The 21,553-nt window shown below is 39.3% G+C and carries 24 protein-coding genes and 1 riboswitch; of the genes, 2 read left to right on the forward strand and 22 right to left on the reverse strand.

The features are described 5' to 3' along the window. Window positions 1-83: 83 nt before the first annotated feature. The 4 genes from rlmD to BLV55_RS01225 form a co-directional block, all read right to left on the reverse strand. A complete protein-coding gene (gene rlmD, locus BLV55_RS01210) occupies window positions 84-1,451 on the reverse strand; it encodes a 23S rRNA (uracil(1939)-C(5))-methyltransferase RlmD (protein WP_093310135.1) in 1,368 nt (455 codons plus the stop codon). A gap of 66 nt (window positions 1,452-1,517) precedes the next feature. Then, the gene (locus BLV55_RS01215; protein WP_093310137.1) at window positions 1,518-2,282 is read right to left on the reverse strand and encodes a class I SAM-dependent methyltransferase; all 765 of its coding nucleotides are present in this window, start codon (window positions 2,280-2,282) and stop codon (window positions 1,518-1,520) included. Between the two features lie 17 nt (window positions 2,283-2,299). After that, window positions 2,300-2,851: a DUF6648 family protein gene (locus BLV55_RS01220; RefSeq protein WP_093310139.1), complete on the reverse strand. Its 552-nt coding sequence runs from the start codon at window positions 2,849-2,851 to the stop codon at window positions 2,300-2,302. Between the two features lie 137 nt (window positions 2,852-2,988). Continuing rightward, window positions 2,989-3,504, reverse strand: a complete 516-nt coding sequence (locus tag BLV55_RS01225) for a CDP-alcohol phosphatidyltransferase family protein (RefSeq protein ID WP_093310140.1) — start codon at window positions 3,502-3,504, stop codon at window positions 2,989-2,991. A gap of 200 nt (window positions 3,505-3,704) precedes the next feature. Between BLV55_RS01225 and fba the strand changes: the two genes are divergently transcribed. Further along, window positions 3,705-4,634 (forward strand): class II fructose-1,6-bisphosphate aldolase, encoded by a 930-nt coding sequence (gene fba, locus BLV55_RS01230; protein WP_093310142.1) that lies wholly within the window; start codon window positions 3,705-3,707, stop codon window positions 4,632-4,634. 3 nt (window positions 4,635-4,637) lie between these two features. Here the strand turns inward: fba and BLV55_RS01235 are convergent, their stop codons facing one another. The 8 genes from BLV55_RS01235 to BLV55_RS01270 all read right to left on the reverse strand — a co-directional run bounded on the left by BLV55_RS01235 (window position 4,638) and on the right by BLV55_RS01270 (window position 12,046). After that, on the reverse strand, window positions 4,638-5,327 hold the full coding sequence (locus BLV55_RS01235; RefSeq protein ID WP_093310144.1) for a metallophosphoesterase: 690 nt from the start codon (window positions 5,325-5,327) through the stop codon (window positions 4,638-4,640). Window positions 5,328-5,343: 16 nt separating this feature from the next. After that, on the reverse strand, window positions 5,344-6,165 hold the full coding sequence (locus BLV55_RS01240; RefSeq protein ID WP_093310146.1) for a GTP pyrophosphokinase: 822 nt from the start codon (window positions 6,163-6,165) through the stop codon (window positions 5,344-5,346). 155 nt (window positions 6,166-6,320) lie between these two features. Next, window positions 6,321-7,337 (reverse strand): type I glyceraldehyde-3-phosphate dehydrogenase, encoded by a 1,017-nt coding sequence (gene gap, locus BLV55_RS01245; RefSeq protein WP_093310148.1) that lies wholly within the window; start codon window positions 7,335-7,337, stop codon window positions 6,321-6,323. A 149-nt stretch (window positions 7,338-7,486) separates the two neighbouring features. After that, the gene (locus BLV55_RS01250; protein ID WP_093310150.1) at window positions 7,487-7,906 is read right to left on the reverse strand and encodes a hypothetical protein; all 420 of its coding nucleotides are present in this window, start codon (window positions 7,904-7,906) and stop codon (window positions 7,487-7,489) included. Between the two features lie 106 nt (window positions 7,907-8,012). After that, complete coding sequence (locus tag BLV55_RS01255) at window positions 8,013-8,936, reverse strand: tRNA modification radical SAM protein MnmL/YtqA (RefSeq protein ID WP_093310152.1); 924 nt, start codon at window positions 8,934-8,936, stop codon at window positions 8,013-8,015. Window positions 8,937-8,957: 21 nt separating this feature from the next. Then, window positions 8,958-9,344, reverse strand: coding sequence for an adenine nucleotide alpha hydrolase family protein (locus BLV55_RS01260; RefSeq protein WP_093310155.1), 387 nt, complete (start codon window positions 9,342-9,344; stop codon window positions 8,958-8,960). Between the two features lie 102 nt (window positions 9,345-9,446). Beyond that, window positions 9,447-11,060 (reverse strand): peptide chain release factor 3, encoded by a 1,614-nt coding sequence (locus BLV55_RS01265; RefSeq protein WP_176968200.1) that lies wholly within the window; start codon window positions 11,058-11,060, stop codon window positions 9,447-9,449. 71 nt (window positions 11,061-11,131) lie between these two features. Further along, window positions 11,132-12,046 carry a DMT family transporter gene (locus BLV55_RS01270; protein ID WP_093310158.1) on the reverse strand — a complete coding sequence of 305 codons (915 nt, stop codon included), beginning with the start codon at window positions 12,044-12,046 and terminating at the stop codon, window positions 11,132-11,134. Window positions 12,047-12,193: 147 nt separating this feature from the next. Here BLV55_RS01270 and BLV55_RS01275 point away from each other — a divergent pair, with 147 nt between their 5' ends. After that, window positions 12,194-13,405 (forward strand): 6-phosphofructokinase, encoded by a 1,212-nt coding sequence (locus tag BLV55_RS01275; RefSeq protein WP_093310159.1) that lies wholly within the window; start codon window positions 12,194-12,196, stop codon window positions 13,403-13,405. Window positions 13,406-13,409: 4 nt separating this feature from the next. On the opposite strand, the gene ndk is transcribed toward BLV55_RS01275, so the two are convergent. The 10 genes from ndk to BLV55_RS01325 all read right to left on the reverse strand — a co-directional run bounded on the left by ndk (window position 13,410) and on the right by BLV55_RS01325 (window position 21,546). Beyond that, the gene (gene ndk, locus BLV55_RS01280) at window positions 13,410-13,820 is read right to left on the reverse strand and encodes a nucleoside-diphosphate kinase (RefSeq protein ID WP_093310161.1); all 411 of its coding nucleotides are present in this window, start codon (window positions 13,818-13,820) and stop codon (window positions 13,410-13,412) included. A gap of 28 nt (window positions 13,821-13,848) precedes the next feature. Next, complete coding sequence (gene ribH / locus BLV55_RS01285; RefSeq protein ID WP_093310163.1) at window positions 13,849-14,310, reverse strand: 6,7-dimethyl-8-ribityllumazine synthase; 462 nt, start codon at window positions 14,308-14,310, stop codon at window positions 13,849-13,851. A gap of 25 nt (window positions 14,311-14,335) precedes the next feature. After that, window positions 14,336-15,544, reverse strand: coding sequence for a bifunctional 3,4-dihydroxy-2-butanone-4-phosphate synthase/GTP cyclohydrolase II (locus BLV55_RS01290; protein WP_093310165.1), 1,209 nt, complete (start codon window positions 15,542-15,544; stop codon window positions 14,336-14,338). Between the two features lie 13 nt (window positions 15,545-15,557). Further along, the gene (locus BLV55_RS01295; protein ID WP_093310166.1) at window positions 15,558-16,199 is read right to left on the reverse strand and encodes a riboflavin synthase; all 642 of its coding nucleotides are present in this window, start codon (window positions 16,197-16,199) and stop codon (window positions 15,558-15,560) included. Next, window positions 16,184-17,302: a bifunctional diaminohydroxyphosphoribosylaminopyrimidine deaminase/5-amino-6-(5-phosphoribosylamino)uracil reductase RibD gene (ribD, locus tag BLV55_RS01300; protein ID WP_093310169.1), complete on the reverse strand. Its 1,119-nt coding sequence runs from the start codon at window positions 17,300-17,302 to the stop codon at window positions 16,184-16,186. Before ribD ends, BLV55_RS01295 begins: the two co-directional genes overlap by 16 nt. A 118-nt stretch (window positions 17,303-17,420) precedes the next feature. Next, a riboswitch (FMN riboswitch) is annotated at window positions 17,421-17,537 on the reverse strand. 58 nt (window positions 17,538-17,595) lie between these two features. Further along, the gene (recO, locus tag BLV55_RS01305; protein WP_093310172.1) at window positions 17,596-18,336 is read right to left on the reverse strand and encodes a DNA repair protein RecO; all 741 of its coding nucleotides are present in this window, start codon (window positions 18,334-18,336) and stop codon (window positions 17,596-17,598) included. An 11-nt stretch (window positions 18,337-18,347) separates the two neighbouring features. Further along, the gene (era, locus tag BLV55_RS01310) at window positions 18,348-19,238 is read right to left on the reverse strand and encodes a GTPase Era (protein ID WP_093310174.1); all 891 of its coding nucleotides are present in this window, start codon (window positions 19,236-19,238) and stop codon (window positions 18,348-18,350) included. Further along, a complete protein-coding gene (locus BLV55_RS01315) occupies window positions 19,228-19,650 on the reverse strand; it encodes a cytidine deaminase (protein ID WP_093310177.1) in 423 nt (140 codons plus the stop codon). The genes era and BLV55_RS01315 overlap by 11 nt, the downstream gene beginning before the upstream one ends. Window positions 19,651-19,670: 20 nt before the next feature. Next, window positions 19,671-20,807 carry a DUF3048 domain-containing protein gene (locus BLV55_RS01320; protein ID WP_093310180.1) on the reverse strand — a complete coding sequence of 379 codons (1,137 nt, stop codon included), beginning with the start codon at window positions 20,805-20,807 and terminating at the stop codon, window positions 19,671-19,673. Window positions 20,808-20,844: 37 nt separating this feature from the next. Next, window positions 20,845-21,546, reverse strand: coding sequence for a diacylglycerol kinase (locus tag BLV55_RS01325; RefSeq protein WP_093310182.1), 702 nt, complete (start codon window positions 21,544-21,546; stop codon window positions 20,845-20,847). Between the last annotated feature and the right edge of the window lie 7 nt (window positions 21,547-21,553).

Here is a 21,553-nt window from a genome sequence, read left to right on the forward strand (position 1 = left end):
AGTAAAAAACCGTGATTATCCTTCCGACTTGGAGCCAGATCTCAAATCACGGAAAGTGCTTATTTACTCACATTTCTACACTTTTACTTTTCTGCCCTTGATAGCAATACAACCGTCTCCATATGCGGTGTTGCTGGGAATAAATCTATGCACTGAGCTTCTTTAACCTTATAACCACTTTCTATGGCTTGCTGTAAATTAGCTACCAGCGTCTTGGGATTACAGGAAACATAGATGATTTTTTGCGGGTTCATATTCAGAAGATCTTGCATTGCGTCTTCGTTGACGCCTGGTCTGGGTGGATCTAGCACTAACACATCTGGCTTTGTAGTTAGGTGATGAAGTTTGTCTTTTACATCTCCAGCGATAAAGCGACAGTTTTCTATGCCGTTTTCTTTAGCACTTTCCCTGGCTTGTTGTATTGCTTCGTCTACAATATCAATCCCTGTAACATGGTTGGCATTCTGTGCTAGAATCTGTGTAATCGTTCCTAAGCCACAATATAGATCGAATATTTCTTCGTCATTTTTCTCTAATTTCTGCTTCAGGATTCCGTACAGTTCGTTGGCACCAGTGCTATTGGTTTGAAAAAAAGAAAAGGGAGTAATTCGAAAATCTAATCCTTGGAGCTTTTCTTTTATTTCATAATTTCCTTCTAGTAAGATGGTTTCGTCACTTTTAACCGCATCTGCAAAAGAATCGTTTTTTGTCCATAGAACGGATTTGTTGACCCCTTTCAACTTTTGATCCAAGATTTCTTGTTTCCATTGATAAATAAGGGATTCATCAATAGCTGATGTGGTAATGAGATGCGTCATTATTTCCCCTGTATAATGACCTTTCCGCAATACAAGGTTTCGCAAGGTTCCTTCACGACTTATTTTGTGGTATGGTTTTTCTTTTGTGTTTCTAAAAAAATCAGCGGTTGCTGTGCGTATTTTTCTAAAATCGGCATCGATTAATCGACAATCATATGTATCCACAATATCAAAACGCCGACCTCTTTGATGCATGCCAAGGGTCAGTGGTCCATCCTTATATTCATTCCCAAAGGTAAACTCCATCTTATTTCGATACTCGCTTTCCAAAGGACTTTTGATAGGATCCAACCAGTGAGGTACTTCTATTTTTTTGGATCGGAATAAGGCTTGTACTTGTTGATTTTTTAAGGCTAACTGATAAGGATAGTTGGTTCCCTGCATGGAACACCCACCACAAGCTTCTGCATGAATGCAAGGTGTCTCCGTTTCCTCTGGTGATTTTTCCAGTAACCTCACCGTTGTGGCTTCCAGCTTGCCTGGACGCTTTTTCTTTACTCTCACCAAAAGTTTTTGACCCGGCAACCCTCGATCAGTAAGCACATGGTTTTCTCTAGTATGTCCTTCTGCTCTACCACCATAAAAAGTGTTTTCTATCAGTAGTTCAATTTCTTGTCCTTTCTTAATATCCATCAAATCTCTCCCTTAAAGATCGAAAGAAGCCCGGAACGAATTGTCCGGGCATAGGATCTTTCTTGATTATTTAGAGGCTTTCATAATATAGGCTGGTGCTGAAAAAGATTTTTCTTGTTCGAGTTCTTTCACCAGTTTTTCTGTCATTTCAACAAACCCTTTGGTTAAATGATCGTTATCGATATCATTATAACCTTTTAATAGTGTTTGTTTGCGTTTATCAAGAAATTTTGTTGCTAAGGATGAATCGATTGCTTCTTTAAATTCCTGATATTGAACTTCTTGATAATTTAAGGTTTTGAGTGTTTCTTCTAAATCATTGGGATGAATTTCATTAAAGTGAGCCATTGCTTTTAAGATGCTGATGCTTTTGATAACCCTTAGTCGTTGTGACCAATAGGGGTAATCACGGTGTTCAACTGCCCAAAGCGGAATTTCTTCCATAATAACAAGCTGCCCACCTGGTTTTAAGGCTCGGTGAAATTCTTTTAGCACGGTTACAGCTCTTAACGGAAACTGATTTACGGAGGATAAGGTGTAATTGCATATGATAGCATCTATCGAGTTATCTTCAATAAAATCCAGTTTGCTTAAATCACCTTTCCGTAAATCTAATGCGTCGAAGCTTTCAGATAATTTTTCTTTAATCTCATCAAAATGACTGTCATCAATGTCTACTGATATTAATTTTGTTTTCCATTGATGCTCTTTTACTTTTTCTGCAATCCGCCTGGTTGTATTTCCCCAACTGGTGCCGCCTTCCAATACGGTTTTTCCATCAAGGTTGAGACCTTCCCATAAATATTGATCGGCCGTATAGATTTGATACATCAAACCACCCCTCTGCTTTAATATTTTTCGTTTACATACTGTTCAATAACAGATCTTTTGGTAGTATTTGCAAAGACACCTTCTCTTTCTAATCTTTCCCGAAGCCAGCGACTTTTAGAGTGAAAAACCACATCAGGATGCTCATGAAAAATGATTTCATAAAGCACTTTTTTAAGTTGTACAGAACTTACTTTAATATAATAAGCTTCCAGATCATAATAATCTTTCAGTTCTACAGCTCTCAATGTCATTTTATCTTTCAAATGGTAATGTTTATCTCTTTTTTCACTATACTGCCTTGCTAACTCAGGATGTTTTGCTGAGGTTTTCAGCATTTCACTTTTCATGTGAAAATATTTTGCCATAATATTGTAATACTGGTAGTTAAAAACGGCTTTTTCAAAAGCATCTACATTTTTGAAGGGTTTTACATCTTGATTAACTAGATATGCATGACTTTCTTCAATATATTCACGCTTATTCAAGTCTCCCTTCTTATACTGAAAAATCAAGCTTTCTCTCTGTGCAAAAAATTTTTCGAAGATATTTTCTCCCGGTATATATTGCATTCTTAACATCCTTTGTAACGAAAATAAACCCTAGCAATGTATTCTCACCGAAACAAGGTTTTCCACGAAATCTATTTCGCACCTGCCTACCGATGGTTCACCATTTCCAGGGTATCCCCACTTTCTTTACCAACCTTTTAGCGTTTTTTCAGCTTAATTCTTTTACTTACCATTGCATAAGACAATAGAATCATAATAAAGCCTAATACATAGATATTGGTTGTGTAATTAACAGAATAAATTGCCATCAGGGCTACAATACCTCCACACATCGTTATTGGGAAGCCCATGTAAACACCATCAAACTCCATTATATTGAAAAAAGCAAGACGATAAGCTCCACTAATGGCAAAAATAACCATAATGACAAAACCTGCCACGCCAATATCAGCCAGATGAAAACTCCACATCAAAACCGCTGGTGCTACTCCAAAAGAGATTAAATCGCATAAAGAGTCTAACTCTTTCCCCAACTCACTTTCGACATCAAGTTTTCTGGCTAAGCTGCCATCAAAACGATCTGTCAAAGCTGCCAAAATTATCAAAGACGCTGATAACAAGTACCGTTCTCCAATAATACAAACAATCGCCAGTAAACCAAGTGTTAAATTAAGAAAGGTAACCATATTGGGTAAATTTGATTTAAGTTTCATGTCAATCACCTCATTTCAGCCAATGGCCAGTAACGTACTGGTGCATATTCACTTCTATTTTACCTTATTTTACATAAAATTAATAGTCTTGTATATAAAAATCCGCTTCCATGCCTTCAGGCCAAATGCAATTGCACCTTTTATTCCTCTATGATAAAATGACAATGCATTAGACAAAATTCTGACAAGGAGTGTTAAGTATGCCTCTGGTGACCAGTAAAGATCTATTTGAAAAAGCATATAAAAAGGACTATGCTATCGGTGCTTTTAATGTCAACAACATGGAGATTATTCAAGGGATTGTAGATGCGGCTAAAGAAGAAAGGTCTCCCCTTATTCTTCAAGTATCGGCAGGAGCAAGAAAGTATGCCAATCCTGTTTACTTAAAAAAATTAGTGGAAGCGGCTATTGAAGATTCCGGACTTCCTATTGTTTTGCATTTGGATCATGGGGAAAGCTTTGAAGTATGCAAACAATGTGTTGATGATGGTTTTACTTCTGTAATGATCGATGCTTCTCATCATCCATTAGCTGAAAACATTGCCATTACAAAGAAGGTTGTTGAGTATGCCCATGCACATGGGGTTGTTGTTGAAGCAGAGCTAGGTCGGCTTGCAGGAATTGAAGATGCTGTTAATGTAAGTGAAAAGGACGCTGCTTTCACCAATCCGGATGAAGCACTTGAATTCGTTGAAAAAACTGGTGTTGACTCTCTAGCGATTGCTATCGGAACCAGCCATGGTGCCTATAAGTTTAGCGGAGAACCAAAGCTGGATTTCGATCGTCTAAAAGAAATCGATCATAAGCTTAAGGGAACGCCTTTGGTGCTACATGGCGCTTCAACTGTATCAGCAGAGTTTGTTGATTTGTGCAATCAACATGGAGGAACGATTCCTGGTGCGCAAGGTGTTCCTGAGGAAATGATTCGTAAGGCTGCCAGCATGGGCGTGTGTAAGGTTAACATAGATACAGATTTGCGTTTAGCCATGACAGCGGCTATCCGCCGCGAATTATATGAAAACCCGTCTAATTTTGATCCAAGAAAATATTTAGGCCCAGGTCGGGAAGCCATTAAAAGGATGGTTCAACATAAACTAGCGAACGTACTTGGTTCTACCAACCTTGTTTAGCTTTCAACTAGTAATAATCTGCGGTTTGAACTTAAGGTAGTCTGAGGATACCAGTTCATAAGTAATGCCTTCTTTGTCACCTACAGGCGCATATATCCACGAATCTTCTCCATGAAGATGCCCAAAGACCACTTTTTTTACCTTGTAACGTTCTAGTAGTCTTGTAAAGTCTGATGGTTCCCGCTTATCGTTCATTGGTGGATAGTGCATCATCACGATAATGTCGGTGTATCCAGCATTGTGAGCAGCATCTAAAGATGTTTGCAACCTTAGTACTTCTCTTTGATATATTTTGTTATCTTGTTGAGAAAACTCGGAGAGCCCGGGCAATATCCATCCTCTGGTTCCACAAATGGCATATTGGTCATGGGCAAAGAATTGGTTTTGTATGAAGTGAAGTGTCTCAAACTGTTGATTCATTTTTGTAATGCTTTTCCACCAGTAGTCGTGATTTCCACGAATTAAATACTTTTTACCGGGCAGATTTTCTATCCATAATAAATCTGCCCGGGCTTCTTCGGTGGTCATTGCCCAGGAAATATCACCGGGGATCAGCACCGCATCTTTAGGGGTTATTGCTTTTTCCCAGTTTTCTTTTATTTTGTTATGATGATCAATCCAATCATCCCCAAAGATGCACATTGGCTTTTTAACAGAATGACTGAGGTGCAAGTCACCAATTGCATAAATCATACAAATCCTCCCATTATCATTCAGGCTTTTTCTGCTCTTCATTGAGATCATATTGATCGACAGCCGCCCTCAGTTTATAAGCCAGTTTTTTCAGTTCAATCATCTCCCCTTGTTCCCAAAGAGACTCGAATTCACTGTAATATTTTTCAGCCTGACTATGCAAACCCCTTACTCTCAGTTTTTGTATCAAGCTTAATACATTAGAAACAATATTGGATTTTATCTCAAACATTTTCTGTGCTTCTCTTATTTCATATCTTATTTCTGACATTTCCTGGTCTAATACCATTGCCGCATCCGCCGCTTTTTTCAGTCTTTTTGTTACGTGGTCAGGTATTCTTTTTTTGTACTTATAGTTTAAGGAGTGCTCGATGGTTGCCCAAAAGTTCATTGCCAGGGTTCTTATCTGTATTTCAGCCAGTATTTTTTTGTGACCAAAAGCTGTCTGTATAGGATATCTTACGACTACATGATAGCTTCTGTAGCCACTTTCTTTTTGATTGGTGATATAATCTTTCACTGCCACAATTTCCATATCTTTTCCTTCACGTTCGTAAATATAATCCATCACCGTATAAATATCTTCTACAAACTGACACATAATCCGAATGCCGGCAATATCTTCGATTCCATTTTCTACCTCATCCAGCTCAAGGTCAAGCAGTTTGGCTTTCTCTAGAATGCTTGATACTTTCTTTACTCTGCCAACCACAAACTCTATCGGTGAGTAGGCACCAACAATCAATAATTCCGACCGAATACTTTTGAACTTTACTTTCAGCTCTTCAACGGCATTTTCATACGGAATTAAAAATTTATTCCATTCAATATTCTCCAATTTCATCACTCCCTGCACGCAGAATCAGACGAAGTCGATATCATTATACCTTAGTTGTTTCAAAAATACCAGAAAACAGAAAGCCAGCATGCTTCGATTTCAAAGAAGGATGCCGGCATTTCTTAATGTTATACTCTTTTTCTTCGTTATTCTTTTTATAGGCCCTTCTTCGCTACAAATGTAAGAAAATCGATCAGACGCTCTGAATAGCCCCATTCATTATCATACCAGGAGACAACTTTAACCAATCTAGGGCCATTCATCATGGTTAATAACCCATCCACAATACTAGATCGTTTGTCTTTTTTATAATCAATGGAAACCAAAGGAATGTCGGAATATCCTAATATTCCTTTCATCGAACCATTAGCCGCTTCCATCAGCTTTTTGTTGACTTCTTCTTCTGTTGTTTCTTGTGATAAGGTTGCAACAAAGTCAACCACTGAAACAATCGGCGTAGGTACTCGCATGGCAAATCCATTCAATCGGCCTTCTAGCTCAGGGATCACTTTTGTTACTGCTTTAGCTGCACCTGTGGTTGTTGGAATGATTGACATGTGAGCGGCTCTGGAACGTCTCGGATCTTTATGAGGCAAGTCCAGTAAATGTTGGTCATTTGTGTATGCATGAACCGTTGTCATCAACCCATGCTCAACTCCAAAGGAATCGTTCAGAACCTTAACTACCGGAGCAAGGCAGTTAGTTGTGCAGGATGCGTTTGATAATATATGATGTTGCGCCGGATCATAGGTGTTCTCATTTACTCCCATAACTACCTGCTTTACATTTCCATCTTTTGGCGGAGCTGATAAAATAACTTTTTTTGCGCCTCCCACCAAATGTTTTTTCAGTTCTTCTTCTGAAGTGAATTTTCCAGAACACTCCAGAACAATTTCTACTCCCATCTCAGCCCACGGAATTTCTTCCGGGTTTCGATAAGCCGTAAAGATTATCTCTTTATCACCAATAAGGAACCTCTCTTCTGTTGCTTTTACTTCTTGAGGAAGTGTGCCGTAAAGGCTGTCATACTTAAACACATGCGCATGCTTAACCGGTCCGCTGGTACTATTTATTGCAACAATTTCTATTTCTCTTTCGTTCTCTAGCCAAGCTTTTAATGCCGCCTTTCCAATGCGGCCAAATCCATTGATCCCAACTTTTGTCGTTGCCATTGTATACCTCCTTCAAATTAGTTACAGGAACCTTTCACCCTTTGTAAGCCGGATGATTTTTTTCCAAAGATATCTTTGCACCGCATTCGAGTATACCATAGGTACCAGTTGGTTACAACTTATGACTAGCTTTCCAAGTTTTCAGTCTTTTATAACTTATCTATTCTATATCGCCCTAAGTATTCTGGCGTTATCTCATCTTCCCAGCTTATGCCAATAACAAAAGTAATATTAAACTTCTTCTCTAATTTATCTAAACGATCAAAGAATTGATCCATGTTTTCTAATTCTGTCTCGCTTATTTGCATTAATCCGTCAATAAAAATGTGATCGATATCATAGTTAGATGCCACTACTCCACATAAAAATCCCAGAAATTCATTTTCGTTAGCAATATTGTATTCATTTAAATGCATAAATCGTGCCCGATAATCAATTTGAAACATACGGCTCGTATCGTAATCAATAAATACCACATGTCCTTTTGTTTTCTTTACTGCCTCATTGGCCATTTCGACCATTCTCTTCGTTTTTCCACTACCTTTTTTACCCACAACTAATTTTATCATTTGGCACCCCTCCAAAAAGAATGTTTTTTTTGACTATTTGCTTTATTATATTATTCGTGATGATACCCTAAAATCCTTTTATCATTTGCAAAAATTACAAAATATTTTAGAATTTTGAAAATTTCCCTTGATAAGTGCCTTCATGGTTCATCCTATGAATGATCTCATCTCTGATTTTCCACCAACTTGTATCCCAGTTAACAAAGAGACTGTTTTCTTTTGGCGCTCTGCCAATAAGCCTTTGTACGGCAATATGACCACTTAGATGTTCCAGGAATAATATGACGCGTTGTTGATAATCTTGCTTTGTTATAAGTTTTATTTTACCTTCTTCGTATTGACGGCCTAAGGCTGTGTTTTTCATGATATAGAGTGCATGAATTTTCACCTGATCTACCTTTAAGGCGGATAAAATTTCTGCTGTTTCCATCATATCCAAATCTTCATCACCCGGAAGATTTGCAATAATGTGTGCACATGTTTCCAGTCCTCTTTCTTTTGCTTGAATCACCGCATTAATAAAAGCAGCCAACCGATGACCTCTGTTAATCTTTTGAAGCGTATGGTAGTTTGCTGTTTGAAGTCCTAGCTCCAATACAATGTTCTTACCATGTTTTTCACGGTATTCTTTCAAATAATCTAACTGTTCTGGTGATAAACAATCCGGTCTGGTTGATATGGCTAATTCGATTACCTGCTCATGTTCTATTTGTTCTAAATACCCTTTAAGCGCTTCTAAAGAAAGGTACGTATTCGTATAGTTCTGAAAATAGGCAACAAACTTTTGTGCTTTATACCGGTTGCTAATATACGCTATATTTGATTGAAGCTGACTTTTAATGTCCATTGAAGAAGGAAGGTTCTCAAAACCAGCTCCTTCCGGGGCACAAAAATCACACCCATTAAACCCTAAGGTACCGTCTCTGTTAGGACATGTTACCGGTAGATTAATGGGTATTTTATAAACTTTCTCACCATACTTATCCTTCTGATAATCTGAATACGGATAGTACGGTAGCTTTGTTTTCAAAAAAAACACCTTCCTCGTTAGTTAAACTGGTACTATTTTAATCTCTGTCTCTTTACCCAATCGCTTTTGCAAGTCGGTTACAATGGTATTCTCCTTAGATGGCCGCAATGATTCGCCCAATACAATAGTGGTAATTTCGTTTTTCTTTGCAAAGGTTTCTAGTGTATCAATGGTGTCTTTAGATCGAATCACGGTCATCTCCGCTGACATAGACTTTGAAATTTCATATAGATAGTCCAAAGCTTCTGGTTGATGGTAGTTTCCCAGAATCTGAAGTGACGTAGGTGTCACATGAATTACCATCAGTTTCCCACCTACATCATCTCTTATTTCAGCACCTTTTCGAATGAGTCTCTCACAGGTCTTTTGCTGGGTAACACAAACCATTACATTTCCTTTTGTAGCCATTCATTTCACCTCTTTGACTCAATAGTCTTGCCAATTGTTTTTCGTTTGCACCTGTTATTCTATCATAGTCTATTTATACGCTAAGTTTCTCGATTCAAACGTTTATTTGAAGCTGTTTCTTTCTGAAATGGTATGAAGAACCACGCCTTTATTACGATCTTCTACTTTTTCGACAGTCCATTCATTTTGGTATAAAAGAACAGGTGCCCCAAAGTCGTCTATTGCTAATATTGAATCCATCGTCAAGCTAAAGTTTTCAGCTTCAAATTTCTCCGTTTCAATCCAACGTACATGTCGATAGGGTAATGAATGCATCTTGATTTGCACATTGTATTCATTGGTGAGACGATATTCCAATACTTCAAATTGCAAATTTCCAACAACGCCTACAAATATTTCTTCGATCCCCGTATTGAGTGGTTTGAATATTTGAATAGCACCCTCCTCTGACAATTGCTGGATTCCTTTTATAAACTGTTTCCGTTTCATGGTATCAACAGGTGCCACTCTCGAAAAATGTTCTGGAGGAAAGACTGGTATTCCTTTATATTCGATATTTAAATCTTTTTCTGTTAATGTATCGCCAATTTGAAACAGTCCCGGATCATGAATCCCTATAATATCTCCAGGCCAAGCTTCTTCAACCGTAGCTCTGTCCTGCGCAAAAAACTGTTGCGGTTGTGCTAATTTTATCTTCTTTTGATTTCGGCTCAAATAGACAGACATTCCTTTGTGGAATTTTCCTGAACAAATTCGCATAAAAGCAATACGGTCACGATGGGCCGGGTTCATATTAGCTTGAATTTTAAAGATAAACGCCGTAAAATCCTTTCTTTCCGGCTCTATTTCTTCTTCCTTGCTAATTCTTGGTGCCGGAGGGAGGGTCAGTTCAAGGAATGATTCTAAAAAAGGTTGAACTCCAAAGTTTGTCATTGCGCTACCAAAAAAGACCGGCGTTAACTCTCCTTTAAGGATTCGTTTATGGTCATATTCGTTACCAGCTTCGTCCAACAGTTCAATTTCTTCCATCAACTGTTGGTGAAGCTGTTCGCCCATTAAATCCCCAAAGACCTCATCCTCTATTTTCCCTGTAATAGCCGATGTTTTTGCTTGGCCATGATGCCCGCCTTCAAAGATTTCCATCTGAGACTTCACCCGATTATAGACGCCCTTAAAATTCCCATCGGTTCCAACAGGCCAGTTCATTGGGTATGCTTCTATATCAAGTATTTTTTCAATTTCCTCCATCAGTTCAAAGGGATCTTTTCCAGCTCTATCCATTTTATTAATAAATGTAAAGATAGGAATGTTTCTCATTTTGCATACTTGAAATAATTTTTTTGTTTGTGCTTCTACTCCTTTGGCACAGTCGATTACCATAACGGCATTATCAGCCGCCATCAGGGTTCGATATGTGTCTTCACTAAAGTCTTGATGACCTGGTGTATCTAAAATATTAACAACATGATTTTCATATTCAAACTGAAGCACACTGGAGGTCACCGAAATACCACGTTGTTTCTCTATTTCCATCCAGTCAGAGACAGCGTGTTTTTGAGCTCTTCTTGATTTCACTGAACCAGCAAGCCTAATAGCGCCACCAAATAGCAGTAGTTTTTCTGTTAACGTGGTTTTACCAGCATCTGGATGGGATATAATGGCAAAGGTTCTTCTTCTTTTTACTTCATTGATCCGTTTTTCATCATCGGTTTTCATAGGCAACTCCTTTTTTACTATCTGTACATATACGTAACCTTTCGAATTGTATCCTAATATAGCTGCTAAAGTCAATAGGTTGTTGGTTTTGAAAAATAGTTAGTACCCCATACACCTGCAATAATCAACGTACCTCCAATAAGGTGGTACCAATAAAAAGGATCATTCAGAATCACTACGCCAGCTATAATCGTAACAATGGTTATCAGGTTGCTAAACACAGAAGCCCTTGTCGCTTCGACCTTTGAAAGCATATAATTCATCATAAAAAAACCAACTACTGATGATAAAAAACCAAGATAAAAAATGCTTATAAGGGCTTGCGGGTGTCCTAGCGGCTGAAAAAAATTCATCAAATTATCTGCTAAAATATGTTGTGCTACCGAGATGGTGCTAAAAACAAGGAATCCTACGGTCATCATCACATAGGTTATTTCTATGGAAGAAAAATGAAGAGAGGATTTTCTAGCCAGTATATTATAGGTTGCGGCTGCGAATACAGCCCCTAACAAAATAATCATTCCTACAAAGTTATCCCCGACATCTACACTTCCAGCCATGGCCATAATGAAAAAAACACCAAATACGGAACATGCAACAAAAAATAATTGCATTTTGCTGGGACGTTCTTTTAATACTAATACCGCCATAATCACTGAAGCTACCGGAATGAGCGCAATCATCATCCCGGCTTCCGAAGCAGTGGTCTTACTTAATCCTATCATTTCACAAATAAAATAGATTACTGGTTGGAATAAGGATAGAAAAAACAGGGTTTTCATACGCTTATTTTTTAGTTCTATTTTAATGATCTTAAAATACCTCAGTACATTTAATAGAAAAACAGCCGCTGCAAAACGAAAGGTTAGTAGATGAAAGGGGTCTAATACATCGAGTCCTTCTTTTGAAAAGATAAAAGACAAACCAAATAGTATGGAAAAACACAGGCCTGCCAGATAAGGAAAAAACGATTCATACTTGCTCACGTAACCCGCTCCTCTTTGATGATCGATTTTCTGTACTCTTAATTCTAGCACATAATGAAACAGCTTCTCAACAAGAATAAGCAATATGTTCTGTGTGATTGCTTGTTCTTCGGGTACAATATTAAAAAGTAAAATGGAGGTGAGGTTATGAAGCTGGAAGGAAAGGTATTGGTTGCTCAGGGTGGCGGTCCCACAGCGGTCATTAATCAATCGATGGTGGGTGCCGTTTTGGAATCAAGAAAGTTTTCGCAAATCAGCTTGGTATATGGGGCCATTAATGGAGTGAATGGGATTATCAACGAGAATTTTATCGATTTAACGCAGGAAACCACTCATAATTTAGAACAAATCGCCGGCACCCCTTCCTCGGCCCTTGGTTCTACCCGGGATAAGCCGGATGAAAAATACTGTCTGGAGATATTCAAAGTACTTCAGGCCCATGAAATTCGGTATTTCTTTTATATAGGTGGTAATGACTCTGCTGACACGGTACGCATTGTAAATGCTTATGCAGAGAAATCAGATTATGATTTCCGAGCCATTCACATTCCAAAAACCATCGATAACGATCTGCTTGTTAATGATCACACTCCGGGTTATGGCTCTGCCGCAAAATTTGTTGCCCAGGCTTTTACCGGCGTGGATTTAGATAACCGCAGCTTGCCAGGTGTTTATATTGGAGTTGTCATGGGAAGACATGCCGGCTTTTTAACAGCGGCATCTTCTCTTGCAAAAAAGTATCATGATGATGGACCTCATTTAATCTATCTTCCCGAAAGAACTTTTTCTTTGGATACTTTTTTATCCGATGTTCAGGCTATCTTAAAAAAACACGGTCGTTGCGTTGTTGCGGTATCGGAAGGGATTTCTGACGCTAATAAAGTACCTATCGCTACCACATTAATGGATCGCATTGAGAAAGACGCTCACGGCAACATCAGTCTTTCTGGTGGTGGTTTAGGTGATTTATTAGCCAGATATGTAAAGGAGCATTTATCCGTAAGTCGGGTGCGTTCTGATACTTTTGGCTATTTACAACGCTCTTTTCCACTGGTTGTTTCTAGTGTTGATCAGAGTGAAGCCCGGGAGGTAGGAGAGAAAGCGGCTCAATTTGCCATATGGTATGATGCTGACGGTTCTGTCACGATCCATCGTTCTGGTGATTATTCGGTTGACTATCATTTAACCCCCTTGGAAAAAGTAGCCCGACATACCAAACATATGCCGGACCTTTTTATTAATGAAAAGGGCAATCATATCACGGATGATTTCAAGCTCTATGCTCGACCACTGGTTGGATCCTTACCTTATGCCGCACGTTTGAGAGCTCCTACTGTAAAAAAAGTCATCACTTATTAAATAGCTACGCTTCGTATTCAGGAAACCAAATAGATATTTCTCTTTTCGCACTGTCAATGCTGTCAGCACCATGCACCACATTATGCTCTATTTCTAACCCATAGTCCCCTCTGATACTCCCGGGTGCTGCTTGTATCGGATCTGTCGCTCCGTTCAGCGAGCGGACAGCCACGACAGCCTCTTTCCCTTCCAGCATCAATGCAACTACTGGTCCTGATAGCATTGTTTCTACTAAACTATGGTAGAAAATTTTTCCTTCATGTTCTTCATAATGCTTTTCAAGTTGCTTCCGAGTTGGATTTACCATTTTTAGCGCTGTCAGATTCAGGCCTTTTTCTTCGTATCGACTGATGATCTGACCGCTTAATCCTTTCTTAACCGCTTGAGGTTTGATCAGTACCAAGGTTTTTTGCATAGAGTTCTCCCTTCCTCCTAGCATTTATTTATAATTGTTTGAACAAACTTGCCATTTCAATAGCCGAAACGGCTGCATCCCACCCTTTGTTCCCTGCTTTTGTTCCAGCTCTTTCAATCGCTTGTTCGATCGTATCCGTCGTCAATACACCAAAGATTACCGGAATACCAGCATCCAGAGAAACTTTGGCAACTCCTTTTGTTGTTTCGCTGCACACATAGTCAAAATGTGGTGTTGATCCACGAATCACCGCACCTAAGGTAATAACAGCATCATATTCTTTTTTCATAGCCATTCTCTGTGCGGCCAGTGGTATTTCAAAGGCTCCCGGAACCCAGCATACATGGATGTTTTCTTTATCGGCTCCATGTCGTACCAAGGCATCTATCGCACCATCCAGTAGTTTACTTCCAATAAACTCATTAAATCTCCCTACCACAATACCAAAGGTAAACTCTTTCGCAATTAAATTTCCTTCAAAATGTTTCATTTTTTCTCTCCTTCCATATTATCGTTTATTGGTGGAAAAGATCATCCAATAAATGGCCCATTTTTGTATGTTTGGTTTTCATATAATGCTCATTTTCTAAACTGCAGGGAATTTCAATAGGAACTCTTTCAACAATTTCCAAGTCGTATCCCTGAAGCCCCACTAACTTGCGGGGATTGTTTGTCATTAGTCTTATTTTTCTAGCACCTAAATCTTTTAGAATTTGTGCGCCAATTCCATAATCTCTCATATCTTCAGGAAATCCTAACATCAGATTGGCTTCCACTGTATCTTTACCCTGATCCTGCAATGTATACGCTTTAATTTTATTGACCAGGCCTATCCCACGACCTTCCTGCCGCATATATAACAGTATTCCATTACCTTCTTTACTAATTTGATCCATTGCGTGTGCTAGTTGGTTTCCGCAGTCACAACGTTTTGATCCAAAGGCATCACCTGTCAGACATTCTGAATGCACCCGCACCAGAATTGGTTTTTCTGAATTAATTTCACCAGCAACCAGTGCTACATGATGTTCTTTATTCATGGTGTTTTCATAAGCAACGATCTTGAAATTTCCGTATTGGGTTGGCATATCTGCTTCAGCTGCTCGCTCAATCAGTTTTTCAAACCGGCGCCGGTACTTAACCAGATCAGCAATGGTAATAATGGTTAGGTCATATTCTTCAGCAAATTCCATTAGCTGAGGAACTCTTGACATGGTGCCATCATCATTCATTATTTCGCAGATTACTCCCACCGGTTGTAATCCAGCCATTTCTGCCAGATCCACAGCTGCTTCCGTATGGCCCATCCGACTAAGCACTCCTCCCGGTTTAGCAATCAAGGGAAAAATATGTCCCGGCTGAAAGAAGTGGTCTGGCTGTGCATTGGAATTTGCCAAAGCCTGAATCGTCTGCGCTCTTTCAAAGGCCGATATACCGGTTGTAACCCCACATGCATCAATAGAAACAGTAAAGGCCGTTTCCCTACTATCGGTGTTTTTTAATGTCATAGGATTCAGCTCAAGATGATGGGCTTTTTCTGGTTTTAATGGACAACATATTAATCCTCTTCCATGCTTAGCCATAAAGTTAACGGCTTCTGGCGTGGCATATTCGGCAGCCATCAAAAGATCACCTTCGTTTTCCCGGTCTTCATCATCCACTACAATGATCATTTTTCCTTCTTTAATTTCTTTTATCGCTTTTTCTATGCTATCAAATTTCATATTATTTCTCCTTTCAAAATCCGTACCTTTGAAGTTTTTCTACGGTTATCCCTGTATTTTCTGATTCTTTTCCCATCATTAATTTCTCAACATATTTTCCGATAATATCACACTCCAGGTTAATAACAGCGCCTATGTCTTTTTCCGTAAGAATGGTCATTTCTGCTGTATGAGGTATGATGGAGACCGCAAAAGCATCCTTCTCTACTTTTGCAACGGTTAAACTCGTTCCATCCATAGCGATGGATCCTTTGTGTACGATGTATCGCATGATTTCTGTTGTGGTTTTAATATAAATCCAAATAGCGTTTTTTTCCTGATATTTTTTAATCATCGTGCCAATACCATCAATATGACCTGTTACAATATGACCACCTAACCTACCATTAACCGGAAGAGCTCTTTCCAAGTTTACTTTTTTTCCAGGCTTGGCTTCACTTAAACTGGTGCTTCTTATGGTTTCCGGCATAACATCTGCTTCCATTTGACCGGCTGTGAAGTTGGTAACTGTCAGGCATACTCCATTTACAGCAATACTATCTCCTAGTTGCACATCTTGTAGCACTTTTTGACACTTTATTTGAAGACTAATGCGATTTTGTTGACTTACCAAGTTAACCACTTCGCCAATTTCTTCCACTATTCCGGTAAACATTTCTCTGCTCCTTTCATGTAGCCAGTCATTAGCCAGTCTTCGCCAAGCTGGATAGTTTCCATTTCCGTTATAGGCAGTGCCTCTTTCATATGAAGGATACCTTCTCCTCCAATAGGTCCAGGTGCTTTGTTTCCACCGATTATTTTAGGTGCGATATACCATAATAGCTTATTGATCATTTTTTCAGATATAAAAGATGCCATCACACGGCTTCCGCCTTCTACTAACACGCTGTCTACTTCTTTTGATGCGAAATAATCGATTAATGATTGAATATCAACCTGACCCTGTTTATGAGGAAATCGGACTACTTCAACTCCTTCTAGCAACAGTTTTTTTTCAAGATCCACTGGCATTTGATCCGTTGTTGCAACCATTGTTTTTATTTCTTTTGCCGTTGAAACTAGCGTTGATGTTAGTGGGATATTCCCTTTACTGTCTAAAACCACTCGGAGTGGCTGATTTACTTTATCCAGAGGCAGTCGTACCGTCAGTTGCGGATTATCAGCTATCACGGTATTCACTCCCACCAGAATGGCCGAAACTCTTTGTCTCACCCAATGTGCATGATTCCTTGCTTCTTCTCCTGTAATCCATTGTGAATGCCCTTGCTTTGTTGCAATTTTCCCATCTAAGCTCATAGCTGCCTTTGCGATCAGGTAAGGTTTTTTTTCTGTGATATAGTGCATAAATATTTCGTTTTGTTTTCTTGCTTCTTTCTCCATCACGCCAGTTATTACTTCAATGCCTGCTTTTCGAAGCATTTCTTCTCCTTTGCCGGCCACTTTTTCATTGGGATCTCCGGCAGCAATAATCACTTTTTCAACCCCGGCTTTAATGATTGCTTCCGCACAAGGAGGGGTTTTGCCGTAATGACTGCAAGGCTCTAAGGTTACATACATAGTACTTCCTGCTGAAGCGTCTCCTGCCTTCTTTAACGCATTTATTTCCGCATGAGGGCCACCTGCATATTCATGATATCCTTTTGAGATCAATTGGTCTTCTTTGGTAATAACAGCGCCAACCAAAGGATTTGGATTGGTATTCCCCCATCCTTTTTCAGCCATTTTGAGTGCTTCTTTCATCCATTTTTCATGTGGCATTACCCGTCCTCCCTGTTATTTTTCATTTGTTTAGCAACACACTATTTTTTGCTACAAAAAAAGTTCCCGAACAAAATGCGTTCAGGAACGTAAGGATACAAAAATCATACCTACTATGCTCATACTTCTTTCATCCAGACTTTAACTGTCGGCTCCGGAATTTCACCAGATCAGCCAATATGGCTCGCGGGCTTTAACCGCCGGTAAGGAATTACACCTGTCCCTGAAGTTATTTTATTGTTATGAAAACATTTTACCAAACTCAAAAAAAATGTCAATCTATCTTTACTTTTCTAATCCGGCAAATGACGTAAGCTTTTCGGTGCAAAATAATCAAAATGGTAGCGAATATATCCTTCTATCAGTTGTTGCAGTTCTTTGTTGATATCTTCCGGTACGGTTAACCGAGCCGCCGCTTTAAGGTCATGCTGCAGATAAAACCGTGCTAACTTTACGATTTGACAGGAAACAGGTTTCAGATCTTTTGCCTCGTGATCTTTGCTTGCACACACCATACCTCCCTGAGAGTTGCTGAAAAAAGGCATTGAATCGGATAAGCGGCTCCCACACAGAGAACAGGAAATAAAGTTGGGCTGATATCCATAGCTCGTTAACATCTTCAACTCAAAAGCCCTAATCAAAGAATCTATCTTAGTCTCTTCTCGGCACATTAAGGTTAAGGTGTTACCAAAGTTTGAAAAAGCATCGCTGTTTCCTTGTCCTTCTAAGGCTTCCAACATAACCAGTTCAACACTGTAAGCTGCAAAAGCTAAGCGGTAATAGTCTTCTCTTAATGGATAAAAACTATGTCGGACTTCCACCTGGCTAACCGTATACATATTTTTACCTTTATAGAGCAAAAACTCAGCGTGGGTAAAAGGTTGTACGCCAGCCAGCATTTTACTTTTTGGTTTTCGAGAACCTTTTGCAATCGCACTCATTTTTCCGTGTTGCCGACTATATAGTGTCAGCAAACTATCCGCTTCTCGATATTTTTGACTCTTGAGAACAAAAGCTTCCGTACTTAATAACATCGATTTCACCTTTACTCTTTATACCCAAGATCTTTCAGTATATTATCCTGATCTCGCCATCCTTCTTTGACTTTTACCCATAACTCCAGGTGGACCTGATGGCCCAATAAATCTTCAATATCTTTTCGTGCCGCTTTTCCGATACCTTTAAGTTTCCTGCCATTTTTCCCAATAATAATCCCTTTATGAGATTTTTTCTCACAAAAGATAGCTGCTTGTATTTCCGTAAGGTTTTTTTCTTCCCGATAGGTCATTTTTTCTGTTATAACAGCAACGCCATGAGGAATTTCCTGTTCGAGATACTGAAGTACTTTTTCTCGAATTAATTCTGCCACCATCGTTCGTTCCGGTTGATCCGTGTATTCATCTTCAGGAAAATAATGGGGTCCCTCTGGAAGATAGGCTTCAATGGTTCGTATCAATTGATTTATGTTTTCGCCAAGAGTCGCCGAAATAGGTATGATGGATTGAAAGAGACCTGTTTCATCATACTGCTGAAAGCAGATTTCCAGTTCTGCCGAATTGCTCATATCTATTTTGTTGATCACCAGAATAATGGGCGTCTCGGTTTTTTCTAACAACTCCATAATATAGCGATCACCTGGACCAATCCGTTTTTCCGGCTCCACCAGATATAAAATAGCATCGGCATCTTGCAATGTATTCAAGGCACTTTGCACCATATAATCTCCAAGCTTTGATGCCGGCTTGTGCAGACCAGGCGTATCGATTACTATCATTTGGCTGTTTTCATTGTTGATAATACCTCTAATGTTATGACGGGTTGTCTGAGGCTTGGGAGACATAATGGCCACCTTTTCGCCTACCAACCTATTCATCAAGGTTGATTTGCCAACGTTTGGACGTCCAACTACTGCTACAAATCCAGATTTAAATGCCATAATTTTCCTCCTGTTGACTGGTTTTTAGGTCTGCTGGCGTGAAGGAGTGAGGTAATATTTCGCTGAGGGTATATACCTTGTACTCATCTTCTGATTTTGCCACAATCACTTTCAGTTCCGTTCCAAATTCGACCAATACTTGACGACAAATTCCGCACGGAAAAGTGTACTGCTTTGGATCACCTGTCACAGCAATCGTTTCAAATTCACTTTCCCCTTCAGAGATTGCCTTAAAAACGGCCGTTCGCTCTGCACAATTAGTAGCGCCTAATGATGCGTTTTCTACATTACAGCCTGTATACACTTTTCCTGATTTTCCTAATAAGGCCGCCCCTACCTTAAATTTCGAATAAGGTACATAGGCGTTTTCTCTTACCTGTAATGCACTTCTGATTAACTGTTGTTCTGTCACAAAGAACATCCTTTCACTCTCTATTGGTTAATAGCTTTCTTCTGAAATGAAACTTCTAGGTTCTGCGGTAGGATTCCTATGTAGGTTTTCCCTGGGTTTAGCTGAATAGGTTTTCCTGACTTTTTTTCAATATACTCAGTCGCCGTACCATGGTTTGATTTCTGCCACTCAATAGCAACGGCCCGACCAGACGAAATAAAGTATCCCGTACCACTTCCGATAACCGCCACTTCTCTTCGACCTTCCGTATCTCCTGGTATTAGGTGAATCTTAGTGCGTTGGAGAATTAAGTTGGTAAACATTAGTGGTTCATTAATTTCTTCATCTAGATGATAGTTCCCTGACTGGTATTTTACATATTTTTTTGTTTCTGCATCGAAATCAAAGGAGGAGGTATAGGAAGCGGAGAAGGGAACTGTCACATAATCAGCCCGTTGACCCCAGGGGATTATTTCCTCACCTTCTTTTACAAATTCCAAGCCAGAGGAAAAGTTTTCTTTCAATTCTTTTCTTAATTCTCTTCGTTCCCAGCCATCTTCCAGATGTTTTTGATTTGTATATACGCTGTGTTCCAACATCCTGGGTATCGCTCTACGTTCCGGATCTCTCCAGCATACAATTCCATCAAGCCAAGAAAGCCCATCTAAATTAGGTGCTTTTGTTTGCTGAATATAGCTATAGGCTTGTGGACTGCCACCATAATGCATATAAACAGCATCGTGATTCGCTGCCATATCAAGAAAATAATGCCGGGCACTTCGTATTGGCCCTATCTTTTCTGAATCATATACATGGAATACAGCCATCAATCTGGTGATATTTCCTTCGGCAAGGGTTTCGTAAAGAATGTCTGCCTGAGCAATACCGCTTTGTGGATATGCCGCAAGACTATTGTTTATCTGAAGGGCGATAGGTCTTTTATTTGCAGCTTCTTTCGGAATCCACTTGCCATTAAAAGGACTCTGTACCTTTCCTTCCGGAATAAAAGGGCCCTCTTCTTCTTCCGATGGATTTAATTGTTCACTATCTGCTTCCAAGTCATTAATACCCTGCTCTACATTTTCTGAATCAGATTTGCATGCCGTAACAATCATCATTAGTAGAATGAGCATGAGAATACAAATGCTTTGTTTATTTAATCGTTGCCTTATGGTCACTAATTTTCCTCCCCTTGCCTATAGGATATGTCCTCTCTTACGAAACTAAAAGTTGAAATATGATGGTTGTCATTAAAATACCTAGGATAGCGCCTACCAGCACTTCCAACAAATTATGAATCTTACCCTCCACCCTGCTCTGTGACACTAATAAGGCTAGAAACAAAGATAGGCCACTCACCAAAATGTTTGCTGTTATAAGACTAATGGCTGTTGCCGCAGAAAAAGCAAGGGCAGCGTGTCCACTTGGCATTCCTCCGGATAAGGGAGTTCCTTTTCCAAAATATACTTTTATTCCGATAATCAACACCGTAACCACAATAAATACAATAAAAGTAATGTGAACATCTGACTCTCTGATTGCAAAAATAACTTGTTGTGAAGCTGGATTTAAATGAGCTGCAAACAGAAGGTATCCGATAATCACTGCGTTAATTGAAGTGACAAGAACAGCTCCAGCCGCAACATTTTTAGCAATTTTTGCAAATATATTATACTGATCTGTCATAAGGTCTACGGTTGCTTCTACGGCCGTATTAACCATTTCGCAGGCTATGACCATGGTGATCGTCACGAACAAAATCATCATTTCCCATCGATTCAATCTAAAAAAAAGGCTCATGATCAACACAATAGTCGCTATACTCACATGAATCCTCATGTTTCTCTGTGTCCGCAATGTATAGATAATCCCCTGAAATGCATAATTAAAACTGTTAATCAGTTTTTTGGCTTTCATTATGAAA

It is taken from the genome of Tindallia californiensis, assembly GCF_900107405.1.
In the GTDB taxonomy this organism is placed as follows: Bacteria; Bacillota; Clostridia; order Peptostreptococcales; family Tindalliaceae; genus Tindallia; species Tindallia californiensis.